Genomic DNA, 24,979 nt, shown 5'->3' with positions numbered 1-24,979 from the left:
TCACCTGGCAGTCGGTCCGACGGTAACCGTCCAAATGGGGAGCCGGCCCGAAGGGGAATAGAAATATCGTCCCGCCGGCAAAGCTAGACGTTACGTCTCGACATCAGGCGAACGCAGCCGTTTCGTCGTTTTGTTGCGCAAGCGATTGAAGCCGGGAACCATCAGTGCCAAGCGTACCTCCGTTACCTTTGTGCGTTGGAGAGCTTCATGCGTATCTTGATTGGATTAGTTGCGACGGTTGTCTTGCTGGCTGGCGCGGCGCGGGCGGAGACCATCCGGGTCGGCGTCACGGCTGGTCCACATGCCGAGATCATGGACGTCGTCAAGAAGGTGGCGGCCGAGCGGGGGATTGACGTCAAGGTCGTCGAATTCACCGATTACGTCGTCCCGAACCAGGCGCTCGCGCTCGGGGATATCGAGGCGAATTCATTTCAGCACGAGCCTTATCTCAAGAACCAGATCTCCAAGACCGGCTGGAAAATCGTCAAAGTCGTCACCACCGTCGCCTCGCCGCAAGGCGTCTATTCGCAGAAATACAAGAAGCTGGCCGATCTGCCCGAGGGCGCGCGCGTTGCCATCGCCAACGATCCGTCAAATGGCGCGCGCGGATTGATGATCCTTGCCCTACATGGGCTAATCAAGCTGAAAGACCCCAGCAATGTCGCCTCGACCATTGCCGATATCACCGACAATCCGAAGAAATTACGTTTTGTCGAGCTCGACGCCGCGCAGTTGCCGCGCTCCCTGCAAGATGTCGACCTGGTGTCGATCAACAACAACTACGCGGTACAGGCCGGCCTTAACCCCGCGACCGACGCCCTTGCGCGCGAGAGCGCAGATGGACCATGGGTCAATATTCTCGCGGTGCGTGAGGAGGACAAGGACAAGCCCTGGGTGAAAGGGCTCATTGACGCCTATCACTCGGATCAGGTGAGGAGCTTCATCGAGACCCGTTTTAAAGGCACCTATATTGCGACTTGGTGACGGCTCTGTTGGTTCGCGCCTGCGCTATTCGGCCGCGTCGGATCGAACAGCGTTCGTTGCGGGCGGAGCGCCGCGGCGGAAACTCGCGCCCGGATGCGTCGAGTGCAGCAACGGGCCACGTCCCGGAAACAGCTTCTCGCGCAGCGTGCCCTCACGGTAGGCCGTCTTGTAGACGCCGCGCGATTGCAGTTCGGGGATCACCAGATCAACGAAGGCATTCAGCGATTCCGGCACCACCAGGCGGAACAGATTGAAGCCATCGACGTCGGTCTCATCCGCCCAGGCGATCAACTCGTGGGCCACGTCCTGGGGCGAACCGACCACGAAGGGCGAACGTGCCCCGACGCGGCTTAGCGTAGCCAGGTCTCCGATCCGCACCGGCTGATCGCTCCGCAGCGTGAAATTCTCGACCATCGATTGGATCGCATTGCTCTCGACATATTGCACGGCCTGGTCGGGGCGGTAGGTCGAAAAATCGATGCCGGTCCAACCGGAGAGCAGAGCGAGTTGCCCGTCTCGATCGACATACTGGCTGTAGTCCTCGAGAATGTCGTTGGCTTCGGCTCGCGTGGGCGCGACGATGACGGTGGCGCCGGCAAACAGTCTGATGTCGTAGGGGTCGCGGCCCGCCGCTTTGGCCGCGCTCCTGATCTCGCGTACCGTGTCGGCGAGGATCGGTTTGGTCTGGCCGTTGAGGAAGATGGCTTCCGCATGCCGGGCGGCGAAGGCCCTGCCGCGCTTCGAGGTTCCGGCCTGGTACAACAACGGCGTCCGCTGCGGGGATGGCTCGGCCAGATGAATGCCGTCGACCCGATAATGCGGGCTATGGTGGTGGACCGCGTGAACCTTCGCGGGGTCGGTGAACAGGCGGCCCTGCCGATCGCGCCTGATAGCACCGTCTTCCCAACTGCCTTCCCATAATTTGTAGGCGGCGGTGAGAAAATCGTCCGCCGCATCATAGCGCTCGTCATGGGCGCGGCCTGCCGCAAAGCCCATCCCGCGCGCGCCGCTGTCGAGATATCCGGTGACGATATTCCAGCCGATCCGGCCCTGCGTCAGATGATCCAGTGTCGAGAAGCGCCGCGCGAATTGATAGGGATGTTCGAACGACAGATTCGACGTGACGCCGAACCCGAGATGTTTGGTGACCAGCGCCATGGCGGAGACGATCAACGTCGGCTCGGCATTGGGGAGCTGGACCGCGTGCGCTACCGCGGTATCGGGACTGCTGCCATAGACATCGTAGACCCCGAAGACATCGGCAAGGAAGATGCCATCGAGCAACCCGCGCTCCGCCGTTCGGGCGTAGTCGACCCAGTAGTCGAGGGTGTTGTAGTTGATCGATGCATCGCGCGGATGCGACCACAGGCCGGCCCAGTTGTGGCTGGGCGCGGTCATGTTGAACGCATTGAAGCGGAGTTCTCGTGGTCGCGCCATGATTGGTTCCCGACAGGAGTTGCGATTCAGGTTGTTCGTGCCGCGGGCGTGTTTAGCACTTTTCTCAAAGTGACTTTATTTCCAAATCGAGCGGCGGATATGCGAATCCTGCTGCATTTTAGTTCGGTCGTAGCAGCGTTTCGCTGTTCGTTAGATTACGATGGTACGAAGCACCGTAGTGCTCTTACGAGCGTCGTTATTCGATCGCGTAAGGTGCGTCGGATTGCCGATGGCCGACGTCGTTGTCGTCGAAACAAATAAACTCCGATTGCGCGGCATTCCAAAATAATCCGGGTGCGATGAGACCGCGCGACAGCACGCGCATCGCTATTTTTCCAGATGGCTCGACAGCGCCGAAATCGACAAGCATCATTTTGATGTTGATGGTCCGGGCGCGCAACGGATCGAGCGATGCCGGATCAGGCTGCGCGTAGTTTGGACAATCAAAGGGAGATTGCAAATGCCTGTCGAAACAAAGAACGTCGAGACGCTTGCCTTGCATGGCGGCTCCTACCGCGCCGATCCGACGACGGGCGCGGTGGCCGTGCCGATCTACCAAACGACCTCCTACCAGTTCCAGAACGCTGATCATGCGTCGCGGCTGTTTGCGTTGGAAGCGATCGGGCAGATCTACACACGGATCAAGAATCCCACCCAGGACGCCTTTGAAGAGAGACTTGCGGCAATCGAGGGCGGCGTCGGCGCGCTCGCGCTGGCCTCGGGCCAGACCGCCTCGGCGTTTGCCATCTTCAACCTCGCGCAGGCCGGCGACAATGTCGTCTCATCGACCGATCTCTATGGCGGCACCTGGACGTTGTTCTCGCACACGCTGAAGCAGTTCGGCATCGAAGTCCGCTTCGTCGATCCCTCAGATCCCGAAAACTTCCGCCGCGCCACCGATGCGAAGACGCGTGCGTATTATGCCGAGACGCTGCCGAACCCGAAGCTCAATGTCTTTCCGATCAAGGAGGTCGCGGATATCGGCCGCTCTCTCGGCGTGCCACTGATCCTCGACAACACCGCTGCGCCGCTGATCGCGCGTCCGTTCGAGCATGGCGCCGCGATCGTCGTCTATTCCACGACCAAATATATCGGCGGACACGGCACCTCGATCGGCGGCGCGATCATCGACGGCGGCAATTTCGACTGGGAGGCGCACGGATCGCGCTTCCCGCTGCTGACCCAGCCGGACGACGCCTATCACGGCGCGGTCTGGACCGAAGCCGCCAAGCCATTCGGCCCGATTGCCTACATCCTTCGTGCGCGGGTCAAGCTGTTGCGCGATCTTGGTGCGGCGATCGCTCCGCAGAACGCCTTCCAGTTCATCCAGGGCATCGAGACGCTGCCGCTGCGAATACGGCAGCACAACGAAAATGCGATCAAGGTGGCGAATTTCCTCTCCAGCCATCCCTCGATTTCGCATGTGATCTTCCCCGGCCTGCAAAGCGGGGAGAACCGGCGCCGCGCCGACGCTTATCTCAAGGGTGGCTTCGGCGGGCTGGTGGGGTTCGAACTCAAAGGGGGTGTCGAGGCCGGACGCAGGTTCATCGATGCGCTCGAGCTGTTCTATCACGTCGCCAACATCGGTGATGCGCGCTCGCTTGCGATCCATCCGGCATCGACCACGCACCAACAGCTCAATTCGGAACAACAGCTCGCGGCGGGGGTGACGCCCGGCTATGTGCGCCTGTCGGTTGGCATCGAGCATCCCGACGACATCTTGGCCGACCTGACCCAGGCGCTCGCGAAGGCCGAATCCGGGGGCGAGAGCGCCCGGAAGGCCGCTTGATCCCAACCTCCAGGAAAGATTGACGACAATGATGAAGACGCTTGCGAGGCTGGTGGGTGCCACCAGCCTGTTGTTCGCACTGACGGCCGCAGCTGCCGCCGATCAGCCGCTAAAAATCGCCACCAGTGCCGGTCCGGTCGGGCAACTGGTGTCGTTTGCGGCCAAGCTCGCCAAGGACAAGGGGATCGACGTCAAGGTGGTCGAGCTGTCGGATTGGGTGGCGTTGAACGAGGTGGTCAACAGCGGCGACGTCGATGCCAATCTATTCCAGCACGCGACCTATCTGGCGCTTCAGAACAAGCAGCACGGCTTCAATCTCGTCCAGGTCGACAATGTCGGCGTGATCGCGCCGGTCGGGCTATTTTCGAAAAAGATCAAGAAGCTCGACGAAATCAAATCCGGCGATAGCGTCGCCATTCCCAACGAGCCGTTGAATGGCGCGCGCGGATTGATTCTGCTGGAGCGGGCCGGTTTGATCAAGCTTGCGCCGGGCAAGGGCTTTTCGGTGAGCAAGTTCGACATCATCGATAATCCCAAGAATCTCAAAATCATCGAACTCGACCCCGCGCAGACCTATCGCTCGCTGGATGACGTCACCCTCGCGCTGGTCAACATCACCTATTTGATTCCGGCCGGCGGTGATCCGAAATCGGCGCTCGCGATCGACCGGACTGTCGACGATGGATTGGTGCTGCGCTTCACTGCCCGCCCGGACAAGAAAGACGATCCACGCTTGAAGGCGTTCATCGAGGTGTTCAAGTCGCCCGAAGTCAAACAGTTCATCGAGCAGAATATCCCGGCGTTCATTCCGGCCGGCTTCAACAGCTAGGCGATGCGCTCGGGCCGCTAGGAAGCGGCCTGCTGCATCATGATTTTGAGCATTTCTGCGAGCACACTTGCGATCGCGCTGCTGCCGCGTTCGTGGCCGATCAGCATCAATGCCTGGTTCTCCTGGGATAGTTCGCGAACGGCAACATAGACCAGCCTTCCGGCGCGCCGCTCGAACTCGATGTCGAACGGCGTCAGGAAGGTGATGCCGTTTTCCAAAATCGCTGCGTGCCGCATGATTTCGATGGCGTTGGTTTCGATGATGGGTTGCAGGTCGAGCGAGACGCGGGTGAAGGCGGCGTCCAGATAAGGCCTGATCGCACTGCTGGTATCGGCCACGACGAGCGGATAGTCCATGCAATCGCTGAGCCGGATGCTGGCGCGTTTGGCAAGGGGATGGCTCGGTGCCATGACGGCGCCCAGCTTACCCACGGCGCGCGCAAGAACTTTCAGATTGCTGTCCTTGGTGAAATCGAATCCGATCCCGAGATCGGCTTCGCCGCCCGCGACCGCATTCTGAATTTCTTCGCCGGTGGTATAAAGCGTGAGGATCAGCTTCACCCGCGGGTTGGCGAGACGAAATTGTTTCACGGTTCCAGGAACGAGGTTGGAAGCCAGCCCGCTCATCATCGCCACGGTAATCTCGCCGCGTCGTAGCCCCTTCAATTCCTCGATCTTGGTCTGCGCGCGGGTCAACTCCTTCAGGGTTTGGCGGATGTGACCGATCAGCACTTCGCCTGCCGCCGTCAGGATCAGCTTTTTCGGCAGACGTTGAAAAATCGGTGTCCCCAACTGGGTTTCCAGCGCCAGGATTTGCCGGCTGATGGCGGACGCGGCGACGTTGAGATGGGTCGCCGCCTTTCGGATCGATCCGGTACGCGCGACCTCGTCCACGTAATTGAGCAGTCGACTGTGCAGCATGATCAGAACCTGTGGTGAGAAATCCGAGCGGTCAGCATGGATACTTGTTGCCTAAAAGGCAACGCATATGCCGAATTAAAGCGCTTTGAAGTGTCGGCCCGACGTGCTGAATCGTAACTGGTGGATAAGAGCTGCCGGAGCTGCTCCGTTTTGGCTCGCTCCGCCACAGCCGGAGACGCATGACGCATGGCCCTCAAATCGCACTGGTGGTGGGACCTGACGACGCAGGACTTCGCTGGGCTCGATCCGGAGCGCGTGGTCGCAATCCTGCCCGTCGGTGCGGTCGAGCAGCATGGCCCGCATCTGCCGGTCAGGGTCGATGCGGCGATCAACGCCGGCATCGTCGCGCGCGCGATGGAATTGATGCCATCGGACTGTCCGGCGCTGGTGCTGCCGATGATGCCGTTCGGAAAGTCCGACGAGCATCTGGCCTTTCCGGGCACGCTGACCTTATCGCATGAGACCTTGGGCCGGGTCTGGTACGAACTCGGCGAGAGCGTGCATCGCGCCGGCCTTCGCAAGATTCTGTTCCTCAACTCGCATGGCGGCCAGCCGCAATTGCTGGAGATCGTCTGCCGCGATTTGCGCGTCAAGCTCGGCATGTTCGCGGCAAGCGTGATGTGGCCGCGTCTGATCGACATGGATGATCTTTATCCGTCCGCGGAAAACCGCCACGGCATTCACGGCGGCCAGAGCGAAACCAGTGTGATGCTGCATCTGCATCCTGATCTCGTCGACATGAACAGCGCCGAAAATTTCGTGCCGGTGACGGTCGAAATCGAACGTGAGTCCGGCATGCTGGGCCCGGAAGGCGCCGTGAGGTTCGGCTGGCAAGCCCAGGATCTTCATCCCAAGGGCGTTTGCGGCGACGCCACCAAGGCGACCGCCGATCTCGGCCGCACCACCGTGGACCGCGTCGCGGCGCGGCTGTTGCAACTTATCGAAGAGATCAGCCGCTATCCGTTGTCGCGGATTGCGACACGCACGGCCTTTGACGTGTCTTAACGAAATGAGAAGGAATAGTCGCATGGCATTCAGTGTCGCGGATCTTGCAAACGCAGAGGCGTTCCGGATTTCGCCAAAGGACACCAATTATTTCGTGATGCTGTTCGACAAGGAAAGCGACAAGATCGACAACATCTTCGTCATCGAGATTTTCAGGGCAGGCGGCGCCACGCCCCCGAACGAACATGCTGCCGCGCATGAATTCTTCCATGTGCTGCATGGCGAGGGGATCGCCCGCTGTGACGGCAAGACCCTGCCGATCAAGAAGGGCGATTCGCTATTGCTGCATCCCGGTTCCGAACATGTGATCGAGAACACCGGTACTGGCAAACTCTATACGCTCACGGTGATGACCCCGAACGAGGGCTTCGCCGAGCTGATCCGTAGCGGCGAGCGTGTCGAGCTTGATGCCGACGATATCCGTATTCTGCAGGGAGCGTGATCGATGAACGTGGCGCCGCCAGCCAACAGCGACAATGAAGGCTTGCTGCCGCTAGGTTCGAGCGCGCGTAATCGCTGGTCGGTTTCGGAAACGAGAGCCGATCTGGTGCGACAACCAACGCAGCCGCGGCCGGTCACGGTGCAGGCGGAAGGCAAGCGCGTCACCTTCGACCTCGGGCGGACCGCGATCGTCGTCATCGACATGCAGAATGATTTCTGCCACCCCGCCGGCTGGCTCGGCCATCTCGGCGTCGAGGTCGCGCCGGCGCGAACCCCGATTGCGCCGCTGCAGCGCCTGCTGCCCGCGCTGCGCGGCCATGATGTTCCGGTGATTTGGCTCAATTGGGGCAACCGGCCCGACCGGCTCAATCTCAGCCCCGCGCTGCTGCACGTCTACAAGCCCAGCGGCACCGGGATCGGCCTCGGCGATCCGCTGCCGGATTCCGGCGCCAGGGTGCTGGAGCGCGGCAGTTGGTCCGCGGCGATCGTGGATGAGCTCACGGCCGACCTGTCGGACATTCACGTCGCCAAATACCGGATGTCGGGTTTCCAGGATACCGAGCTCGACAGCATCCTGCGCAATCTCGGCGTCACGACCTTGATGTTTGCCGGCGTCAATGCCGACCAGTGCGTCATGTGCACACTGCAGGACGCCAACTTCCGTGGCTATGACTGCCTGCTCGTGGAAGACTGCGCCGCCACGACTTCGCCGGATTATTGTCTGGCGGCGACGCTCTACAACGTGCGCCAGTGCTTCGGCTTTGTCGTCAGGTCCGAGGCGGTCGTGGCCGAGCTAGACCACGCAGCACGGGCGACCACGCCATGAACGATACGCTGTCCGGCCCCCTCTCATCGCTGGTTATGGAGCTTATTGCCGATCTTGGCGACATTCCCGTCGTGACCGATCCCAAGATCGTGCGCCGGCGCTCGCGCGATTTCTTCTGGTACAGCCCTGTCCTGAACGAGCAACTGAACGGCAAGTCGGCCGATCTGATCGTGGCGCCGCGCGATGAGCAAGAGGTCGTTCGGGTCGCGGCGGCCTGCGCGCGGCACCGGGTGCCGGTCACGGTGCGGGCCGGCGGCACCGGAAACTATGGCCAGGCGGTACCATTGCACGGCGGCGTGCTGCTCGACATCACCGCGCTCGCGGCGACCGAATGGGTCAGGCCGGGGATCGTCCGCGTGGGCGTCGGTGCGAAGATGAATGCGCTGGATGCCGAGCTTCAGCCCCAGGGCTGGGAATTGCGGATGCACCCCTCGACCAAACGGACTGCCACCATTGGCGGGTTCGTGGCGGGCGGCTCGGGCGGCATCGGCTCGGTCAACTACGGCGGGTTACGCGAGCCCGGCAACATCCTGGCTGCCCGCATCGTCACGGTCGAAGAAGAGCCTCGGATCATCGAGTTGCGCGGCGACGCGGCGCAAAAGATCAATCGCGCCTATGGCACCACCGGTATCATCACGGCGCTCGAAATGCCGCTGGCGCCGGCCTGGAAATGGATCGATGTCGTCGTCGCGTTCGACGATTTTATCGAGGCCGCCGCGTTCGGTTATGAAGCAGCCCTTGCCGATGGCATCGTCAAGAAAGTGCTGGCGCCGATCACCGCGCCGCTGCCGTCTTATTTCGGCGCGCTGACGCCGTATTGTCCCGATGGCAAGAGCATCCTGATCGCGATGATCGCTGAGCCCTCGCTGGAAAGCTTCAAGTCGCTGCTGAGCGGGCGCGGCACGGTCACGCTGGAGACGCCGACCGACGATAGTCCGGGCCAAGTCCCGCTCTATGAATACACCTGGAACCACACCACATTGCAGGTGCTCAAGTCCGATCGTTCCGTCACCTATCTGCAATGCCTGTATTCGCATGATCGCGTGATGGAAAAGGTCGCGGAGATGCGGGAGCTGTTTCCCGACGAGGTGTTGCAGCATCTGGAATTCATCCGCTTCAATGGCCGCGTCACCTGCAGCGGATTGCCGGTCGTGCGTTACAGGGGCGAAGACCGCCTGAACGAGATCATCCGGCTGCACGAAGAGCGCGGCGTTTATATCGCCAACCCGCATGTCTTTACCGTCGAGGATGGCAGCCGCTACAAACGCGCCGACGTCGATCAACTGGGTTTCAAGCACGAAGTCGATCCGCACGGATTGCTCAATCCCGGCAAAATGCGAAGCTTCGTGGCCGCGAGCCCGTAACATGCGCGTGCTGTATGTCTATTGCCATCCGCTCGACGGCAGCTTTCATGCCGCGATCCGCGAGGAAGCGCTGGCCGCCCTAGAGGGGGCAGGGCACGCGGTCGACCTGCTCGATCTCTATGCCGAGGGTTTTGATCCGGTGCTGACCGCCGAGCGGCGCAGCGACTACCACGATCCCTTGCGCAACCGGGCCAACAACCAGGCCTATGTCGACCGGCTGATGGCCGCGAACGCGCTGGTCGTGCAATTCCCGACCTGGTCGTTCGGGCCGCCCGCGATGCTGAAGGGCTGGTTCGACCGAATGTTCGGTCCGGGTATCGCGATGGATCTTTCCGATCCGGCGCAGGCAAAGCCGCTGTTGCTTCATATCGAGCGCATCACCGGCATCTCGACCTATGGCCGCCCGCGCTGGCAGGCGATCGGCATGGCCGATCCGCCACGCAAGATCATCAAGCGCTATCTGCCCTGGTTCACCGGCGGCAACGCCAAGGTGCGCTATCATGCGCTGTACCACATGAACACTGCGACTTTGGCGCGACGGAATCGCTTTCTTGCCAAGGTCAGGCAGGAAATGCAGCGCTTTTAGCGCGGATTCGTCCCAGTGCCGGTTGCGTCGCCATATTCGCTCAGGCTTCGTCGGGCGCCGCGGCGATGGCCTCGATCTCGACGAGGAACTCCGCGCGGGTAAAGCCGGAGACGATCATCAGCGTTGAAGCAGGCGGCGTCCCGGGAAACTGCCGGTCCCGCGATCGCATGTAGCCCTGCATGTGCTCCCGCGCCGTCACATAGGCGTTGAGGCGGACGATGTTGGCCAGCGTCATGCGATCTTCGGCGAGGATCGCCGCGATGTTGGCAAAGCAAAGGTCAGCTTGCGCTTCGCAATCCGCCGGGACGGCCGCGTCGGCACCGATGCCGAGCTGGCCCGAGGTCACGACCAGCCGGTGCCCCGCGGGCACCGCGATGCCGTGGCTATACCGGGCAAAGGGCGGTTTGATCGATCGAGGAGAGAGCGCGCGCGAATCCATCATGCCTCGTACCGCGGATGAACGTCGTCGATGTTACGTCGGTTTCGCCGTGCGCGTCATTGGCTATTTCTTTTTAATACAACCTCACAGCCGCGCGAACCTGTTCCGATAGCTCTACCGCTAGATCGAACGTTGCTTAAAAGGCAACGGATAGCGCGAATAAAAATGCTTTCAGATGACAGCATCGCTTGATTTATTAATCTCATCGTTCGCCGTCAGGTGCGGCGTTGATGAAAGCTCACCGCGTTCGTTCACATCACCGACGAAAGAATCATCAATGAAGCTCCCGTCTCGATCCGGTCTCGCCTCGGCTACGAAAGGCAGCCTTGGCGCCTGCGCATTGGTATGGACTTTCATCGCGGCGCCAGCTCTGGCACTCGAGAAAGTCAGCTTCGGTTTGAACTGGGTGCCGCAGGGCGAACACTGCGGCTTCTTTCAGGCCCAAGCACAGGGCTACTACAAGGACGCCGGGCTCGACGTCGAACTGCGTCCGGGCAATCCGAATCTCAACATGCCCTTGCTCGTCGCGGCCGGAGAGATCGACATGGGTATGGGATCCAGCTTCACGACGCTCAACCTCGTCAATCGCGGCATCAAGGCACGAACAGTCGCAGCATTCTTCCAAAAGGATCCGCAAACGCTTGTCGCCCATGCAGGTCAAGGCGTCAGCAAGCTGGAGGATCTGAAGGATCGTCCGATCATGGTCGGGCAGTTCTCGCGCAGCGAGTTCTGGCAATTCCTAAAGATCCGCTATGGTTTCAGCGACGAGCAGTTGCGCCCTTATAGCTATTCGGCAGCCCCGTTCCTGGCTGATCCGAGAGCCGTGCAACAGGGGTACATCACGGAAGATGCCGCGCTGCTCGGCAAGGCCCTCGCCGAGCCGCCCGTCTCGATATTGCTGGCCGATTACGGCTACGACAACTACGCCACGACCGTGTTTGCGACGGATGCCTATATCGCAGCTCACGCTTCGACTGTTCGCGGCTTCGTCAACGCTACGCGCAGGGGCTACGAGGATTGCGCAAAGGGAGATGCCACGCCCGCAATGAAGGCGATCCTCGCGGTCAATCCCTCCGGTGGCGAGGATTTGTTCAAGTTCAAGCTCGATCAGATGCGCAAGCGTGGCCTTGTCGATGGTGGTGACGCAGCCAAACTCGGGATCGGCGCAATGACCGACGCGCGCTGGGCGTCGTTCTTCGACACGATGGCGACGGCTGGAATCTATCCCCGAAGCTTGGATTTCAAGGCTGCCTATACGCTGCAATTCAGTAATCAAGAATGACCGGAGAGGAGAAGCGTATGTCTCAAATGGATATCCCGGTTGTCGATCTCGCGCCCTTTATCCAGGGAGACGCAAAATCTCGCAGCCGGGTCGGTCGAGCCTTCGGCCAGGCTTTCGAGAACACCGGCTTCGCGGTGGTGGTCGGACATGGCGTTTCCGAACGGCTTGCCACCGACACCTACGACGCAATGAAAGCGTATTTCGCCCAGTCGACGGCGGTCAAGCTTGTCGACAGCCCGCCGGAGAAAACAAAGGGGCGAGGCTATCTTCCAATGGGAATCGAGAGCGTCGCCAAAACGCTCTCAGGAGCGACGCCGCCCGATCTGTGCGAGGCGCTGGTTTTCAGCGCGCCGCACCGTGAGGGTCAAGGCAGTGAAGGGCAGGGCAGCCGACCGAATATCTGGCCCGAGAGGCCGCCACAACTTGGGCGCCTGGTCGAAGCCTGGTGTGGCAGCATCGCCGAATTGACCGGTCATCTTGCGCAGCTTTCGGCTCTCGCGCTCGATCTGCCGGAAGATTATCTAGCGCCCTGGTATGCCGACCCATCCCTCACGCTCCGCTTTGTGCACTACCCGGACCAGCCCGAGCCCCCCGCAGCGGGGCAACTCCGCTATGGGGCGCACCACGATTACGGCGGCCTGACCATCCTGCGACAGGATCAGGCACCGGGCGGCCTCGAAATTTGCGACCGCTCGGGTCGGTGGCATGAGGCAGGCGTGGTGCCGAATTCCTTCGTGATCAACGTCGGCGATCTGATGTCGCGCTGGACCAACGGTCGCTGGCGATCGACGCTTCATCGCGTCTCCAATCCCGACCGCGGTCTCACGGGTTCCACCGCCCGTCTTTCCATGGTGGCGTTCACGGGTCCGAATGAAAATTCGGAAGTGGCGTGCCTGCCAAGCTGCTGTGACAGCGAGCATCCAGCCCAATACGAGCCGGTGATCGCGGGCGCGTACATTCGCGCGAAGCTGACGGAGTCGATGGATATTGCGCCGCCGAGCTAGCCATCGGCTGCGACGCTGATCAACGGCCTCAGTAGAAACGCACAGGTTGGCCGAAAAATTGCAAGATGCTGCGCGTGGTCAGGAAGTCGTCCGTTGCTTAAAAGGCAACAGATAGCTCGAATCAAAATGCTTTCGGGTGACAGCCTGGCTGTGCATTCTGCGGGCTGGCGAGGCTGCTGGATATGAGGATGTCGAGATGGCAATGAAATTTGTTTCGCGAATGATGACGACCGCCATTGTGACCGCCTTGGTCGGAACCGGCATCTTTGTCGGCTCGCTGGCGCCGGCGCTTGCCGCCGACAAGGTGACCTTACTGACCAACTGGTTTGCCCAGGCCGAGCACGGCGGCTTCTACGAGGCCAAGGCCACCGGGCTCTACGACAAGGCCGGTCTCGATGTCACCATCAAGATGGGCGGTCCGCAGATCAACGGCGCGCAGTTGTTGCTCGCCGGCGAGACCGAATTCATCATCGGCTATGATATCCAGGTGCTGAAGGGCCGCGAGCAGAACCAGCCGCTGGTGACGGTGGCCTCCGCGTTCCAGTTCGACCTGCAGGGCTTGATGGCCCATGATGACGTGGCGGACATCGCAGCGCTCAAGGGCAAGCCGATCCTGATCGCCGGCTCGTCCCGGATCACGTTCTGGCCGTGGCTGCGCCAAAAATACGGTTTCACCGACGATCAGATTCGGCCCTATACCTTCAATTTGCAGCCGTTCTTTGCCGACAAGGATGTCGCCCAGCAGGCCTATCCGTCCTCCGAGCCCTACCAGGCGCAGGAGCAGAACGTGAAGGTAAAGTTCTTCCTGCTGGCCGATGGTGGCTATCCACCCTATAGCTCGACCATCGTCACCACCGAAAAGATGATCGCCGAAAAGCCCGATGTGGTGGCGCGGTTCGTCAAGGCGTCGCTGGAAGGCTGGCGCGACTACATGAAGGATCCGGCGCCGGGCAACGCCCTGATCAAGGTCGATAACCCGAAAATGACCGACGGCCAGATCGCGTTCGCGATCGAGAAACTGAAGGAGAACAAGGCGGTCGATGGCGGCGATGCGGCAACCCAGGGCATCGGGGTCATCACGATGGACCGCTACAAGAAGATCTATGACTTCCTGGTTGCTGGCGGATTGATCGATCCCAAGACCGATTGGCAGAAGGCCATCGATGTCAAATTCGTCAAGGACCTGAAAATCGGGGTCAAGTAGGAACGGTCATGAACGCGCTGTTGCCCGGCCAGCCGACAGACGAGAGCACCAATCCGATGATCGCCAGCAGCGAACCGCCGCCGGCGGTGGAGGTGCTCTCGGCCGAGAAAGTCTTCTCCAACGGCACGCGCGGGTTGGCGCCGATCAGCCTGAACATCGCAGAGGGTGAGTTCCTGACCCTGATCGGGCCCTCCGGTTGCGGCAAGAGCACGCTCCTGAAGTTGATCGCCAATCTGATAGAGCCATCTGACGGCCGGCTGTTGTGGTGGCGTGGCGACTTTACCCAGGTCGGTCGGGAGGGCAGGCGGTTTGCCTTCGTATTCCAGGAGCCGACCCTGATGCCGTGGGCGCGGGTCGATGCCAATGTACGGCTGCCGCTCGAACTCGCCAATGTCTCCGCCGCCGCGGCCGCGCCTGTTGTCGCCGACGCGATCGAGCGCGTCGGCCTGTCGGCCTTCACCCGGCATTATCCCCGTCAGTTATCCGGGGGAATGAAGATGCGGGTGTCGATTGCGCGCGCACTTGCGACCAACCCCAATCTGTTGCTGATGGACGAGCCGTTCGGGGCACTCGATGAATTCACCCGCAACAAGCTCGACGCCGATCTGGTCCGGCTGTGGTGGGAACGCAAGCTGACCAATGTCTTCGTGACCCATTCGATCTATGAAGCGGTATTTCTATCGACCCGGATCATCGTCATGGCAGCCAATCCCGGTCGTATCTTCAGGACCATGACGATCGACCAGCCGCAGCCGCGCGACGAGGGATTTCGCGATAGCCCGAAATTCGCTGCCTACTGCCGCGAATTGTCGACCTGGCTCGCCGAGGCGTCGTTGCCCTCTGCCACCGGAGGTACGTCATGAAGCCGCTGCTAGAGTCGGAAGCCTTCGTACGAATCGCCGCACCGCTGGCGGTCGGCGTGGTGCTGTTCGCTCTATGGGAAACCGGCTGCCGGCTGGCGTCGGTGCCGGTGTATCTGTTTCCAAAGCCGAGCGACATCTTCACTAGCCTGATCCACAACGGACCGTCGTTGCTGCGGGCGCTGATGGTGACATTACGGGTGACATTGCAGGCGTTTGCGGCGGCCGTTGTGCTCGGCACCCTAATCGCGTTCATGTTCGTGCAGAGCCGCGCGATCGAGGTCAGTCTGTTTCCCTATGCGGTCCTGCTTCAGGTCACGCCGGTCGTTGCCATCGCGCCCCTGATCATCATTCTGGTCAAGAATACGCAGGCGTCGCTGACGATCTGCGCGACCCTGGTCGCGCTGTTTCCCATCATTTCAAACACCACGCTTGGACTACGAAGCGTCGATCCGGGGCTGGCGAATTACTTCCGGATGAATCGCGCAGGGCGCCTCAAAACCCTGATCAAACTCAGAATCCCCGGTGCGCTGCCGTATTTCTTCGGAGGATTGCGGATTTCCAGCGGGCTCGCGCTGATCGGTGCGGTGGTGGCCGAATTCGTCGCCGGCACCGGTGGCCGCTCCTCAGGCCTCGCCTATGAGATTCTGGATGCCGGCTTCACGCTGGATATTCCGCGTATGTTCGCCGCGTTGTTTCTGATTACGCTGACCGGCGTCGCGCTGTTTGCGGCGATGGTCGTACTTTCCCGGCTTGCGCTGTCGAATTGGCACGAGAGCGAAATCGGAGCGCAAACATGACCTCGTTCCTGATCGAGAACGCAACCGGCATTTTCACCGGGCTTCCTGGTGCCGCGATGCGGAGCAGCGGCTCGATCCGGGTTCGCGATGGCGTGATTGCTGCAATCGGGGCGCTGCCACTGGAGCCGAACGAGCGCAGGCTCGATGCGCGGGGCTGCGTGATCTATCCCGGCTTGATCTCGACCCATCATCATTTGTTTCAAAGCGTCTTGAAGGGGGTTCGCGCCGGCATCAACCTTCCGCTGGCCGGCTGGCTACGCTCGGTGCCGTATACCTACTGGTCGAAACTCGATGAGGAAGCGCTGGCGGTTGCCGCGCGCATCGCGCTCAGCGAGTTGCTGCTGTCGGGCACGACGACGGCGGCCGATCACCATTATCTCTTCAGCGACACCTTCAGGTTCGACCCCGCGCAGGTAATCTTCGAAGTCGCGCGCAGCCTCGGCCTTCGGCTGGTGTTTTGCCGCGGCGGCGCCACGGTGGGACGTCACTTTGACACCGACGAGTTTCCACCGATGCCGACCGAATCGCTCGAGCACATGCTCAAATCGGTTGAAGCCTGCGCGCAGCGCTTCCACCATACCTCGCCGGGCAGCCTGACGCAGGTCGCGCTGGCGCCGACCACGCCGACCTGGTCGCTCGATCCCGGCGAGCTGAAGGAAGTGATTGCCGCCGCACGGCGAATGAAGCTGCGTCTGCACAGCCATCTGTCGGAAAGCACGGACTATGTCGATTTTTGCCTGTCGGTTCACGGCAAGCGGCCGGTCGAGTGGCTGGCCGACCACGATTGGCTAGGACCGGATGTGTGGTTCGCACATCTGGTGCATCTCGATCCGAACGAGGTTCGGATTCTGGCAAGCACGGGTACCGGCATGGCGCATTGCCCGCAATCCAATTGCCGCCTCGGCTCCGGCGTCTCGCCCGCGGATGCGATGGCGCGGCTCGGCGGCGCGGTATCGCTCGGCGTCGACGGCGCAGCCTCCAACGAATCCGCCGACATGATCAGCGAGATGCATAGCTGCTGGCACACCCATCGCGCCGTCAAAGGCGCCGATGCCGTCACCGCCGAAGACGTCGTGCACTGGGCCACGGCAGGCGGCGCCCGCGTGCTGGGGCTGCCGCAGATCGGCACGCTGGCGCCTGGGCAGCAAGCCGACATCGCCATCTTCGATCTCGATCAGCCGCGGCATTTCGGCATGCACGATCCGCTGATCGCGCCGGTGACCTGCGCCGGTTCGGCCCAGCTTCGCTATCTCCTGGTCGGCGGCCGGATCGTGGTGGAGAATGGCGCTATTCCCGGCCTCGATATTCAAAAACTCAGATCCGATGCGTCCCGTGTCGTCGCGCGTCTTGCCGCCTGACAACCTCGCCGCCTGACAACGGAGAAAATCATGTTGAACACCAAACAGCCCGTGCTTCGCCGTTTCTGGTACGCGGTGATGCCGCTCGAACAATTGAAGGCTGGCCCGCAGCCGTTCACGCTGCTTGGCGAACCGATCGTGCTGTTCCTCGACGCCAAGGGCGAGCCGGCGGCGCTGGAAGACCGCTGCTGCCATCGCACGGCGAAGCTGTCGAAGGGGTGGTGCAAGGACGGCAACATCGTCTGCGGTTATCATGGATGGGAATATGACCGCGACGGCACGCTGGTGATGATTCCGCAATTTCCGTTCGAGCAGCCGATCCCGGACGCCAAGGCGCGCGCGTTCCGGGCACAGACCCGCTATGGTTACGTCTGGGTCGCGCTCGATGAGCCGTTGAACGATATTCCCGACGTTCCCGAAGACCGCGATCCCGGCTACCGGCGCATCCACCAGTTCTATGACAAATGGAACACCGCGGCACTTCGGCTGATGGAGAACTCGTTCGACAACGCTCATTTCGCCTTTGTCCACAAGGGCACTTTCGGCGACATCAATCAGCCCAAGCCGGAAAAATACGAAATCGTTGAAACCGATTACGGCTTCGACGCCGAGACCATCATCACCATTCGCAATCCGCCCAACGCGGCCCGGATCTCGGGAACGACCGATCCCACCACGCGGCGGCATCAGCGCAACAAATGGTTCATGCCGTTCTGCCGCCGGCTCGACATGGAATACCCTTCGGGGATCCGGCACATCATCTTCAACTGCGCGACGCCGGTTTCCGACGGACAGATCCAGGTCGTTCAGATTCTGTTTCGCAACGACACCGAGGCGGACTGCTCGACGCAGGAATTGATCGATTGGGATGCCGCGATCATCGCCGAGGACCGGGATATGCTGGAGTCGACCGATCCCGACGCCATCGTGGACATGGGCCGGAAGATCGAAAAGCACATGCCGTCAGACCGGCCGGGGATGCTGATGCGCAAGCGGTTGCTTGATCTGCTGCATGCCCACAACGAAGAAGAACAGCCACGCGATGAAGTTGCCTGAGGTCCGGACAGGCCGGCACCGAACTGCTGCGAATCGTTGATGGGTTTCTTGAAACATACGGTGGCAATCAGCCGCGCAGACCTCACGCGCGATTGTCTGCAACAGACCCGGTGTTGGCCCGGATGCGAAACGGTCGAAAGCGTCGGCGTTCTCGGCGATATGGGCGACGGCTTTTCGGTTCGCGTCATCGATTATGGTCTGGCAAACAAGAGGCTTGCGGATCGCGCCATTCGCTGCGTTGAACGTGAAAAACAGCGGCGATATCACCTCAGACCGGACTGATATTGTCGTCTGCGTTGCGGAATGAGGGATGAAGACTCTGCGCAGCTCATTCGCCCGGAACGAGGATCCCGAGCGCCGGTCGCGACGCACGCCGATGCTTTCGGCGCGAAAGATACAGCATGAAGCCGGTGACCATGAACAACGGCATCAGGGCTGCGGCCGACATGAACAGCAACTTGCCGGGCCATCCAAAGATGCTGCCGCGGTGAATATCGAGTACGCTCGCAAGTATTCGCTCGCCGGTTGATTTGTCCGCATAGATCTCCGACGACGTCAGCTGGCCGGTGACGGCGTCGATTCGGAATTCGTCGCGCGCGCCGTCATGCGAGGCATCTCGCGCCCAAGACCGGATTCGCACCAGGGTCCCCGTGCCGGCCGGCAGCGTCAATTGGGCCGTTGCGAAACGGTCGCCTTGTAGGCGCAGGAATGTTGACCATACACGATCAAGTAGCAGAGGCCCGGCGTCGGCTGCGCCAACGCCGCGTGGCGATTTTGGCTGCATCGGTCCAGCGGCCGTTAAAGGACGCGACAGCAGCCAGGTGGCGCCATTCCGGTACCAGTCGAACGAATACCAGAGGCCGGTGAGCGCCATGACCAGATAGATGACCAGCACCCAGGTGCCGGCGACGGAGTGCAGCGATCGCTGGAAACCGCGGCCGCGCAATGCCAAGCTTGGTTTCAGCCACATTTTCATGCTGCCGGCGCGGCGCGGCCATCGCAGCACAATCCCTGATATCAGCAACACGATCAGGCCGATCGCGACCACGCCGGTGATCTGTCGGCCATACCCGTTGGCATCGCCCGGCAACAGCAGCCAACGATGCAGTCTGCGTACGGTGGCGAAAAAGTCTTCGCCACGTGGCGCACCGAGCAGGTGGCCGTTATATGGATCGACATAGACCGAGGATGGTCGCGAGCCGCCTTCGCTGCGGGCAAACCGGATTCGCACCGCTGCGGACCGGTCGCTTGTCAGCGTGATGGCGGAAACCTTGCCATAGTCGTGGCCGGCCTGCAGTCGCGCGATCAGTTCATCCGGCGCTAGCATCGGCCCTGAAAGGGCTTCGACGTGCGTCATCTCGACGTTCAGGGAGGCCTGGATTTCATCCTCGAAGCTCATCGTCACGCCGGTCAACGCGATCACGGTCAACAGCAGCGAAATCGCAAGGCCAATGATGGAATGGACCTGCAACAAGGCGGCCTTGATTGACGACTTGCTCATGGACGAAAGCAACATGTCGCGTGGGGCAGGGTCGGCATCAAAGGCGGCATCGGAGGCTCTTCGCAATCGCCGCCTGTTCGACAGCACGCCGGACCATACCGAAGAGATATTCGCCGTGCCAATCAACCCGCGTACGCGCAGTTTGTAATAGCTCTAGATCGGTTCGCGTTTCCGATTGATCTGTTGTTGAGCCCGTCACGTCGATGACCCCACCCCTAGAACTTCACCGTGGCCGATAGCGATACGCGCCGCGCATCGCCCACAGCGACGTTCAGATTGCTGACGGCGGAGGGATAATAGACGCTATCGAACAGGTTCTTGACGTTGAACTGGTAGATCACCGGCAGGCTCTGATACTGCGTCTCGTAGGTCGCAAAGATGTCCTCGACCACGTAGGACGGCAGCACGAAGCTGTTGTTTGCGTCGCCGGGGCGGTCTCCGACGTAATGCGCGCCACCGCCGAGGCGAAGCCGGCCCGGCAAGGCGGTGCCGAAATCGTAGACGAGATAGAGCGAGCCGGTATTCAGGGCGACGTTCTGCAACTCCAGGCCGGCTAATACCGGGTCCTGGACCACCCGCGCATCGGTGTAGCCGTAGCTGCCGATCATGCTCCAATGGTCGGTCAGCCTGCCAGTGACGTCGAGCTCGATGCCGCGCGAACGGACCTTCCCGGCTGTACGATATTCGACAATGCTCGTTGCGGCGTTGAGTTGCGAGACCAGCACGTTCTGCTTGTCGATGTCATATAAAGCGAGCGTGCCGGACAGCCGCTTGTCAAAATCGAACTTGACGCCGGTCTCCCACTGGGTGCCTTCCTCGGGCGCAATGTTGGATCCGATCACGACACCGCCGGTGAGCGGCGCGATGGTCGAGGTCGGCTTCAGCGATTGGGTGTAGCTCGCATAGAGCGACACTTGGTCGGTGAGCTTGAAGATGGCGCCGCCGAGCGGGAGCACCTTGTCTGCGGATAGATTGGTGTTGGTGACGAACGGCCGTCCCTTGCCGGCGATCTGGTCGTAATCCGTGTCGCGCACGCCGCCGACCAGCGCGAACCGTTCGGTCAGATGCAGCGTGTCCTGGAAGAACAGCGACCATTGGCCAAGCTTGTCGGTCTGGGCGCTGTCGGGTGCGGACACCGTCGCGCCCGGCCCAATCAGCCCATAGACCGGATTGTAGAAATTGAAGGTCGGGGTGGCCTGCCGGATCAGATTGTCGCGGTAGATGGTGCGATATTGGCCGTCGCCGCCGAAGGTCACGTCGTTGCGCATGTTGCCGAGCCAGAATCCGCCCTGCACATAAGACGTCCCGTAGCTCGAATTGCTGAGCGATCCCTGCGTGCCGTCATCGCTGCGCGTTTCGACGCCGGTCTTGGTGTTGATGCCGGTGATGCGGAGCTGGTTGGCGCTGAAAGTCTCGGTGTTGTAGCTGTAGGCCGAAAAGACCTTCCAGTCCTGGTTCAGGCGGTGTTCGACCGAGGCCTGCATCAGGTCCGAGGTCCCCCACATGTTGTTGAAGGGTTCATCGAGCCGGCGCGTCGCCGGGATCGCCAGCGGCGCCTTGGTGATGGGATCGAAGGCGGTGCCTCGGTCGAAGGGATAGATGAACTCGCGATGCTCGTAATTGAGCTGAACCGTCGTGTCGTCGCCATACCAGGCCAGCGACGGCGCAACCAGCATTTCGCGGTGGCGGCCGAAATCGCGCCAATAGTCCTCGCTGACGCCATAGCCGATGAAGCGATAGGCGAGGCCGTCCTTGCCGATCGGGCCGGTGATGTCGACCGTGCCGTCGGCACCGGTCTTCGGGCCGGCAAAGCTCGAGCCGAGCAAGGTGACCGAGCCGTGCTGATAGAGTTCGGGCCGCTTGCTGATCGTGTTGACGATGCCGCCGGGATCCATGATGCCGTAGAGCAGCGAGGCCGGGCCTTTCAGCACCTCGACGCTTTCGACCGCGGCATCGAGGCTGCGGCCCTGCACCAGCGGCATGCCGTTGCGCATGATCGAGCCGTCGCGGTTGTCGCCGAAGCCGCGGCGCATGACGGCATCCTGTGTGCCGGCCAGCGTGTTGGCCTGGGTGATGCCGCTGATGTTGATCAGCGCGTCGTCGAGATTGCGCGGAAGCTGATCCTTCAGCACCTGCTCGGGCACGACGTTGACCGATTGTGAGGTGTCGAGCGGCGAGGCGCCGCTGCGCAGCGTGGTCGAACTCGGCATCGCGCGATAGCCGAGCTTGGCCTCATTCAGCGCGGCCGCAGCGGCGGCGGCCCGCTCTGACGCGGTTGGCTGCGCTTGTGTGGCATTTCGATCGCGTTGGCGCGCGGCTGCGGCCTGAGTCCGGCGCGCAGTCGCCCCGGTTGCGCGCGGCGGCTTCCGTTTTTGCGTCGGTGATTCCACCGTCAAGTCCGGCAACGCGACGCTCGATTGCGCGCTTGCGATCGTCGTGAAGACCGATAAATCGGTCAGCAAGAATGCGGCACCGATGAGAAAATGCGCGTGGCCCCGCTCACGATCTCGATGGTCTTTCGTGAGCCGGCAATTGGTGTTGATCGTCACTTCGGTTCATTTCCATGCACAAACAATATTTACGACGGCTGCGTCTAGCAGTCGGCGCGCATGAAAAGAACAGTGCGGGAATTGAATCTCTCTAAGAACCGGCGTGCTGTGCACCAACGTTCACAAATTCATCATTGCGATGCAGTCAAGCGGTTACTGCAGAAAATCAGAGAATTGTGCGAAACCAACGTGTCGGATAATCCTGTGGTGATCTACTGAAAATGAATCATTTTTCGTCATGGCCGGGCTTGACCTGGCCATCCACGTCTTTCTTGCTTTCTTCAAAGAAGACGTGGATGCCCGGCACAAGGCCGGGCATGACGAGCTTTGCCGAAGGTGCCTGATTTTGTTGGCTGCTTTTTGAGTCAGACTTTCAGTGGTCAAGAGGATCGAATGCGCGAACCAGATTTCGGGGCCAGGCCGGTGCCGCGGGCGCAGTTAAAATTTCAGGTTGCGGCAAGATGGCGGTGCGTCCTAGTTCATCGAGAGGATACCGACTGGCCGCTGGCGATGGTTGCATTGACCGCATACCATCTAAGCAGAGCTGAGCGAAATTTGGCCTTGCTCGCTTTGTGAGCAGACCATATCGTGCGGGCAATCCAACGCGACGATGCGGGAGAGATCGAAGCGAAAGCAAACGCCTTGTTTTCGTGTTCGGCGCCGACGGAGCAACCGCCCCGGAAACTCTCAGGCAAAAGGACCGTGTCGTCAGGATGATCTGGAGAGAGACGCCGTATCCACGATACGGTGTCCACCGAAGGGGATATCCGTCATCGAGCCAAGCATCGCGCAATGGCTCCAGCGGATCAAGCTCTCAGGTACCGTGACAGATGGGGCGCCTGCGTCGGCCATGCCGGCGTTGGGGCGATTCCAACCTGCGGGAGCTGTCTTAAGACGATGCCCACCTTTGCAGTCTTCGGCGCCGGCTCCGTCGGCGCAATGTTGATCCGTGCGTCGCGGAAACGCGTCAGCCCTGCGTCGCCTTCAGGCGCATTTCACCATGCGGTGATTGGAGCGGCGCGACCCGACCAACGGTATCGGTTCGATCAACGCGCTCATCAATTTCACCTGGCACTCCGTCCAACGTTCACTTGAGGAATATGATGTCCCTTGCTCTGCGAGACGATGACTCACCGATTTACCGGAAGACAGCGCTGCGAGGCCTCGTGATCGCAGCAGTCTTGGTCGCAGCGGTCTTGGCGTGGCCGACATGGTCGCACGCCAAGACGATCAGAGCGGTGATGCACTCGGATTTGCGGGCGCTGGATCCGATCCTCTCGTCGGCCTACATCACGCGCGACCACGGCTACATGGTTTACGACACGCTGGTGGCGATGGACGCCAATTTCAAGATTCAGCCGCAAATGGCTGACTGGAAAGTGTCGGACGATAAACTGACCTATGTCTTCACGCTGCGCGACGGGCTGAAGTGGCATGATGGCAAGCCGGTCACCGCGGAAGATTGTGTTGCGTCGCTGAAGCGCTGGGCCGCCGTCGACGGCATGGGCCAGAAGCTGATGGATTTTACGGCCAGCCTGGAGCCCACGGACGCCAAAACGATCACGCTGAAGCTCAAAGAGCCCTACGGCCTGGTGCTGGAATCGCTCGGCAAGCCGTCTTCGTTGGTCCCGTTCATGATGCCGAAACGTCTCGCCGATACGCCGCCGGAGAAACCCATCACGGAGCAGATCGGCTCGGGTCCGTTCAAATTCATTCAAGCGGAATTCCAGCCGGGCGTAAAGGCGGTCTACGAGAAGAACAAGGATTACGTACCGCGCTCCGAGCCGCCAAGCTGGACCTCGGGCGGCAAAGTGGTGAAAGTGGATCGGGTCGAATGGATTACGATGCCCGACGCGCAAACGGCGGCCAACGCCCTGCAGTCCGGGGACATCGATCTGCTGGAGCGGCCGTCGTTTGATATGATTCCGATATTGCAGGCGGACAAGGATCTGACATCGGGTGTGATGAACGGCCTCGGCTTCCAGACCATCGGGCGGATGAACTTCCTCTATCCGCCGTTCGATAATATCAAGGTTCGCCACGCCGCGTTGATGGCCATGAACCAGAAGGACGTCCTCGACGCGCTGACTGGAAATCCGCAATACTACAAGATATGCGGCGCCTTTTTCGGCTGTGGTACGCCGCTCGCAACCGACGTCGGAGCGGACACCCTGCTCAAGAGTGGCGACGTCGCAGAGGCAAAAAAATTGCTCGCCGAATCCGGCTATGATGGAACGCCTGTCGTGATTCTGGCACCGACCGATGTCATCTCGCTCAAGCCGCAACCCATCGTCGCGGCGCAACTGCTGCGCCAGGCCGGCTTCCAGGTGACCGTCCAGTCCATGGACTGGCAGACCGAGAACAGCGTATTCGCAAGCCAGAAGCCGCCGAAGGAAGGCGGCTGGAATATGTTCTTCACCAACTGGGGCATCGCCGACATCATGAATCCCATCGCGAGCGTTCCCTTGAACGGCAAGGGCCGCAAGGGCGGCTGGGTCGGCTGGCCGGAGGATCCACAGATGGAAGCGTTGCGCGATGCCTTCGCACGGGCGACCTCCTCCGAGGACCAGAAGAAAATCGCGGCCCAAATTCAGGCACGTGCCTTCGATCAGACGACCTATATTCCCTTGGGCCAGTATGTTGCGACCAGCGTCTGGCGCAAGGAGTTGACCGGCGTACTGGACGGTCCGGCAACGCCGGTGTTCTGGAACATGGATAAAGTCGACTGATGCCAAACCGAACCGA

At 61.1% G+C, this 24,979-nt stretch carries 24 protein-coding genes and 2 riboswitches; of the genes, 18 read left to right on the top strand and 6 right to left on the bottom strand.

Going from position 1 to position 24,979, the window contains the following annotated elements; translation table 11 throughout:
• Window positions 1–207 precede the first annotated feature (207 nt).
• On the top strand, window positions 208–984 hold the full coding sequence (locus GSQ88_RS27050) for a MetQ/NlpA family ABC transporter substrate-binding protein (RefSeq protein ID WP_159010809.1): 777 nt from the start codon (window positions 208–210) through the stop codon (window positions 982–984).
• Between the two features lie 24 nt (window positions 985–1,008).
• On the opposite strand, the gene GSQ88_RS27045 is transcribed toward GSQ88_RS27050, so the two are convergent.
• Entirely contained in the window at window positions 1,009–2,421 is a 1,413-nt protein-coding gene (locus GSQ88_RS27045) for an LLM class flavin-dependent oxidoreductase (RefSeq protein WP_159010808.1), read from the bottom strand.
• A 196-nt stretch (window positions 2,422–2,617) separates the two neighbouring features.
• Window positions 2,618–3,013, bottom strand: a complete 396-nt coding sequence (locus GSQ88_RS35810) for a hypothetical protein (protein WP_246785060.1) — start codon at window positions 3,011–3,013, stop codon at window positions 2,618–2,620.
• Between GSQ88_RS35810 and GSQ88_RS27035 the strand changes: the two genes are divergently transcribed.
• Both GSQ88_RS27035 and GSQ88_RS27030 read left to right on the top strand, forming a co-directional pair.
• Window positions 2,918–4,210, top strand: coding sequence for an O-acetylhomoserine aminocarboxypropyltransferase/cysteine synthase family protein (locus GSQ88_RS27035; protein ID WP_246785055.1), 1,293 nt, complete (start codon window positions 2,918–2,920; stop codon window positions 4,208–4,210). The two genes, GSQ88_RS35810 and GSQ88_RS27035, sit on opposite strands and share 96 nt — an antisense overlap.
• 28 nt (window positions 4,211–4,238) lie before the next feature.
• On the top strand, window positions 4,239–5,039 hold the full coding sequence (locus tag GSQ88_RS27030) for a MetQ/NlpA family ABC transporter substrate-binding protein (RefSeq protein ID WP_246785031.1): 801 nt from the start codon (window positions 4,239–4,241) through the stop codon (window positions 5,037–5,039).
• A 17-nt stretch (window positions 5,040–5,056) separates the two neighbouring features.
• Here GSQ88_RS27030 and GSQ88_RS27025 read toward each other — a convergent pair whose 3' ends face one another.
• A complete protein-coding gene (locus tag GSQ88_RS27025) occupies window positions 5,057–5,959 on the bottom strand; it encodes a LysR family transcriptional regulator (RefSeq protein WP_159010805.1) in 903 nt (300 codons plus the stop codon).
• Window positions 5,960–6,145: 186 nt separating this feature from the next.
• Here GSQ88_RS27025 and GSQ88_RS27020 point away from each other — a divergent pair, with 186 nt between their 5' ends.
• From GSQ88_RS27020 to GSQ88_RS27000, 5 genes are read left to right on the top strand one after another with little or no spacing between them, the layout of a single operon-like run.
• Window positions 6,146–6,964: a creatininase family protein gene (locus GSQ88_RS27020; RefSeq protein WP_159010804.1), complete on the top strand. Its 819-nt coding sequence runs from the start codon at window positions 6,146–6,148 to the stop codon at window positions 6,962–6,964.
• Between the two features lie 22 nt (window positions 6,965–6,986).
• Window positions 6,987–7,406 carry a cupin domain-containing protein gene (locus tag GSQ88_RS27015; RefSeq protein ID WP_159010803.1) on the top strand — a complete coding sequence of 140 codons (420 nt, stop codon included), beginning with the start codon at window positions 6,987–6,989 and terminating at the stop codon, window positions 7,404–7,406.
• A 3-nt stretch (window positions 7,407–7,409) separates the two neighbouring features.
• Window positions 7,410–8,231, top strand: coding sequence for a cysteine hydrolase family protein (locus GSQ88_RS27010; protein WP_159010802.1), 822 nt, complete (start codon window positions 7,410–7,412; stop codon window positions 8,229–8,231).
• On the top strand, window positions 8,228–9,595 hold the full coding sequence (locus GSQ88_RS27005) for an FAD-binding oxidoreductase (RefSeq protein WP_246785029.1): 1,368 nt from the start codon (window positions 8,228–8,230) through the stop codon (window positions 9,593–9,595). The genes GSQ88_RS27010 and GSQ88_RS27005 overlap by 4 nt, the downstream gene beginning before the upstream one ends.
• A 1-nt stretch (window position 9,596) precedes the next feature.
• Window positions 9,597–10,181, top strand: a complete 585-nt coding sequence (locus tag GSQ88_RS27000) for an NAD(P)H-dependent oxidoreductase (protein WP_159010801.1) — start codon at window positions 9,597–9,599, stop codon at window positions 10,179–10,181.
• Window positions 10,182–10,221: 40 nt separating this feature from the next.
• On the opposite strand, the gene GSQ88_RS26995 is transcribed toward GSQ88_RS27000, so the two are convergent.
• Entirely contained in the window at window positions 10,222–10,620 is a 399-nt protein-coding gene (locus GSQ88_RS26995) for a RidA family protein (RefSeq protein WP_159010800.1), read from the bottom strand.
• Window positions 10,621–10,897: 277 nt separating this feature from the next.
• Between GSQ88_RS26995 and GSQ88_RS26990 the strand changes: the two genes are divergently transcribed.
• The 8 genes from GSQ88_RS26990 to GSQ88_RS26955 all read left to right on the top strand — a co-directional run bounded on the left by GSQ88_RS26990 (window position 10,898) and on the right by GSQ88_RS26955 (window position 18,466).
• Window positions 10,898–11,902, top strand: a complete 1,005-nt coding sequence (locus tag GSQ88_RS26990) for an ABC transporter substrate-binding protein (RefSeq protein ID WP_159010799.1) — start codon at window positions 10,898–10,900, stop codon at window positions 11,900–11,902.
• Window positions 11,903–11,928: 26 nt separating this feature from the next.
• A complete protein-coding gene (locus GSQ88_RS26985) occupies window positions 11,929–12,906 on the top strand; it encodes an isopenicillin N synthase family dioxygenase (RefSeq protein WP_246785028.1) in 978 nt (325 codons plus the stop codon).
• Window positions 12,907–13,129: 223 nt separating this feature from the next.
• The gene (locus GSQ88_RS26980; RefSeq protein WP_246785027.1) at window positions 13,130–14,110 is read left to right on the top strand and encodes an ABC transporter substrate-binding protein; all 981 of its coding nucleotides are present in this window, start codon (window positions 13,130–13,132) and stop codon (window positions 14,108–14,110) included.
• Window positions 14,111–14,118: 8 nt separating this feature from the next.
• Window positions 14,119–14,973, top strand: a complete 855-nt coding sequence (locus GSQ88_RS26975; protein WP_159010796.1) for an ABC transporter ATP-binding protein — start codon at window positions 14,119–14,121, stop codon at window positions 14,971–14,973.
• Window positions 14,970–15,770 (top strand): ABC transporter permease, encoded by an 801-nt coding sequence (locus GSQ88_RS26970; protein WP_159010795.1) that lies wholly within the window; start codon window positions 14,970–14,972, stop codon window positions 15,768–15,770. Before GSQ88_RS26975 ends, GSQ88_RS26970 begins: the two co-directional genes overlap by 4 nt.
• Window positions 15,767–17,128, top strand: coding sequence for an amidohydrolase family protein (locus GSQ88_RS26965; RefSeq protein ID WP_159010794.1), 1,362 nt, complete (start codon window positions 15,767–15,769; stop codon window positions 17,126–17,128). Before GSQ88_RS26970 ends, GSQ88_RS26965 begins: the two co-directional genes overlap by 4 nt.
• Window positions 17,129–17,158: 30 nt before the next feature.
• Complete coding sequence (locus tag GSQ88_RS26960; RefSeq protein ID WP_159010793.1) at window positions 17,159–18,184, top strand: aromatic ring-hydroxylating dioxygenase subunit alpha; 1,026 nt, start codon at window positions 17,159–17,161, stop codon at window positions 18,182–18,184.
• 39 nt (window positions 18,185–18,223) lie between these two features.
• On the top strand, window positions 18,224–18,466 hold the full coding sequence (locus tag GSQ88_RS26955; RefSeq protein ID WP_159010792.1) for a hypothetical protein: 243 nt from the start codon (window positions 18,224–18,226) through the stop codon (window positions 18,464–18,466).
• Between the two features lie 46 nt (window positions 18,467–18,512).
• On the opposite strand, the gene GSQ88_RS26950 is transcribed toward GSQ88_RS26955, so the two are convergent.
• Window positions 18,513–19,685 (bottom strand): PepSY-associated TM helix domain-containing protein, encoded by a 1,173-nt coding sequence (locus GSQ88_RS26950; protein ID WP_159010791.1) that lies wholly within the window; start codon window positions 19,683–19,685, stop codon window positions 18,513–18,515.
• A 215-nt stretch (window positions 19,686–19,900) separates the two neighbouring features.
• Entirely contained in the window at window positions 19,901–21,895 is a 1,995-nt protein-coding gene (locus tag GSQ88_RS26945) for a TonB-dependent siderophore receptor (RefSeq protein ID WP_246785026.1), read from the bottom strand.
• 577 nt (window positions 21,896–22,472) lie between these two features.
• Between GSQ88_RS26945 and GSQ88_RS36015 the strand changes: the two genes are divergently transcribed.
• Both GSQ88_RS36015 and GSQ88_RS26940 read left to right on the top strand, forming a co-directional pair.
• The gene (locus GSQ88_RS36015) at window positions 22,473–22,598 is read left to right on the top strand and encodes a hypothetical protein (RefSeq protein ID WP_283810705.1); all 126 of its coding nucleotides are present in this window, start codon (window positions 22,473–22,475) and stop codon (window positions 22,596–22,598) included.
• A gap of 239 nt (window positions 22,599–22,837) precedes the next feature.
• Window positions 22,838–22,947: riboswitch (glycine riboswitch) on the top strand.
• A 3-nt stretch (window positions 22,948–22,950) separates the two neighbouring features.
• Window positions 22,951–23,066, top strand: a riboswitch (glycine riboswitch).
• A gap of 271 nt (window positions 23,067–23,337) precedes the next feature.
• Window positions 23,338–24,963, top strand: a complete 1,626-nt coding sequence (locus GSQ88_RS26940; protein ID WP_159010789.1) for an ABC transporter substrate-binding protein — start codon at window positions 23,338–23,340, stop codon at window positions 24,961–24,963.
• The last annotated feature ends 16 nt before the right edge of the window (window positions 24,964–24,979 follow it).

The organism is Bradyrhizobium sp. S69 (genome assembly GCF_009766005.1).
In the GTDB taxonomy this organism is placed as follows: Bacteria; Pseudomonadota; Alphaproteobacteria; order Rhizobiales; family Xanthobacteraceae; genus Bradyrhizobium.
The sequence above is the reverse complement of the archived record's forward strand: the minus strand, read 5'-3'. Positions and strand labels throughout refer to the sequence as shown.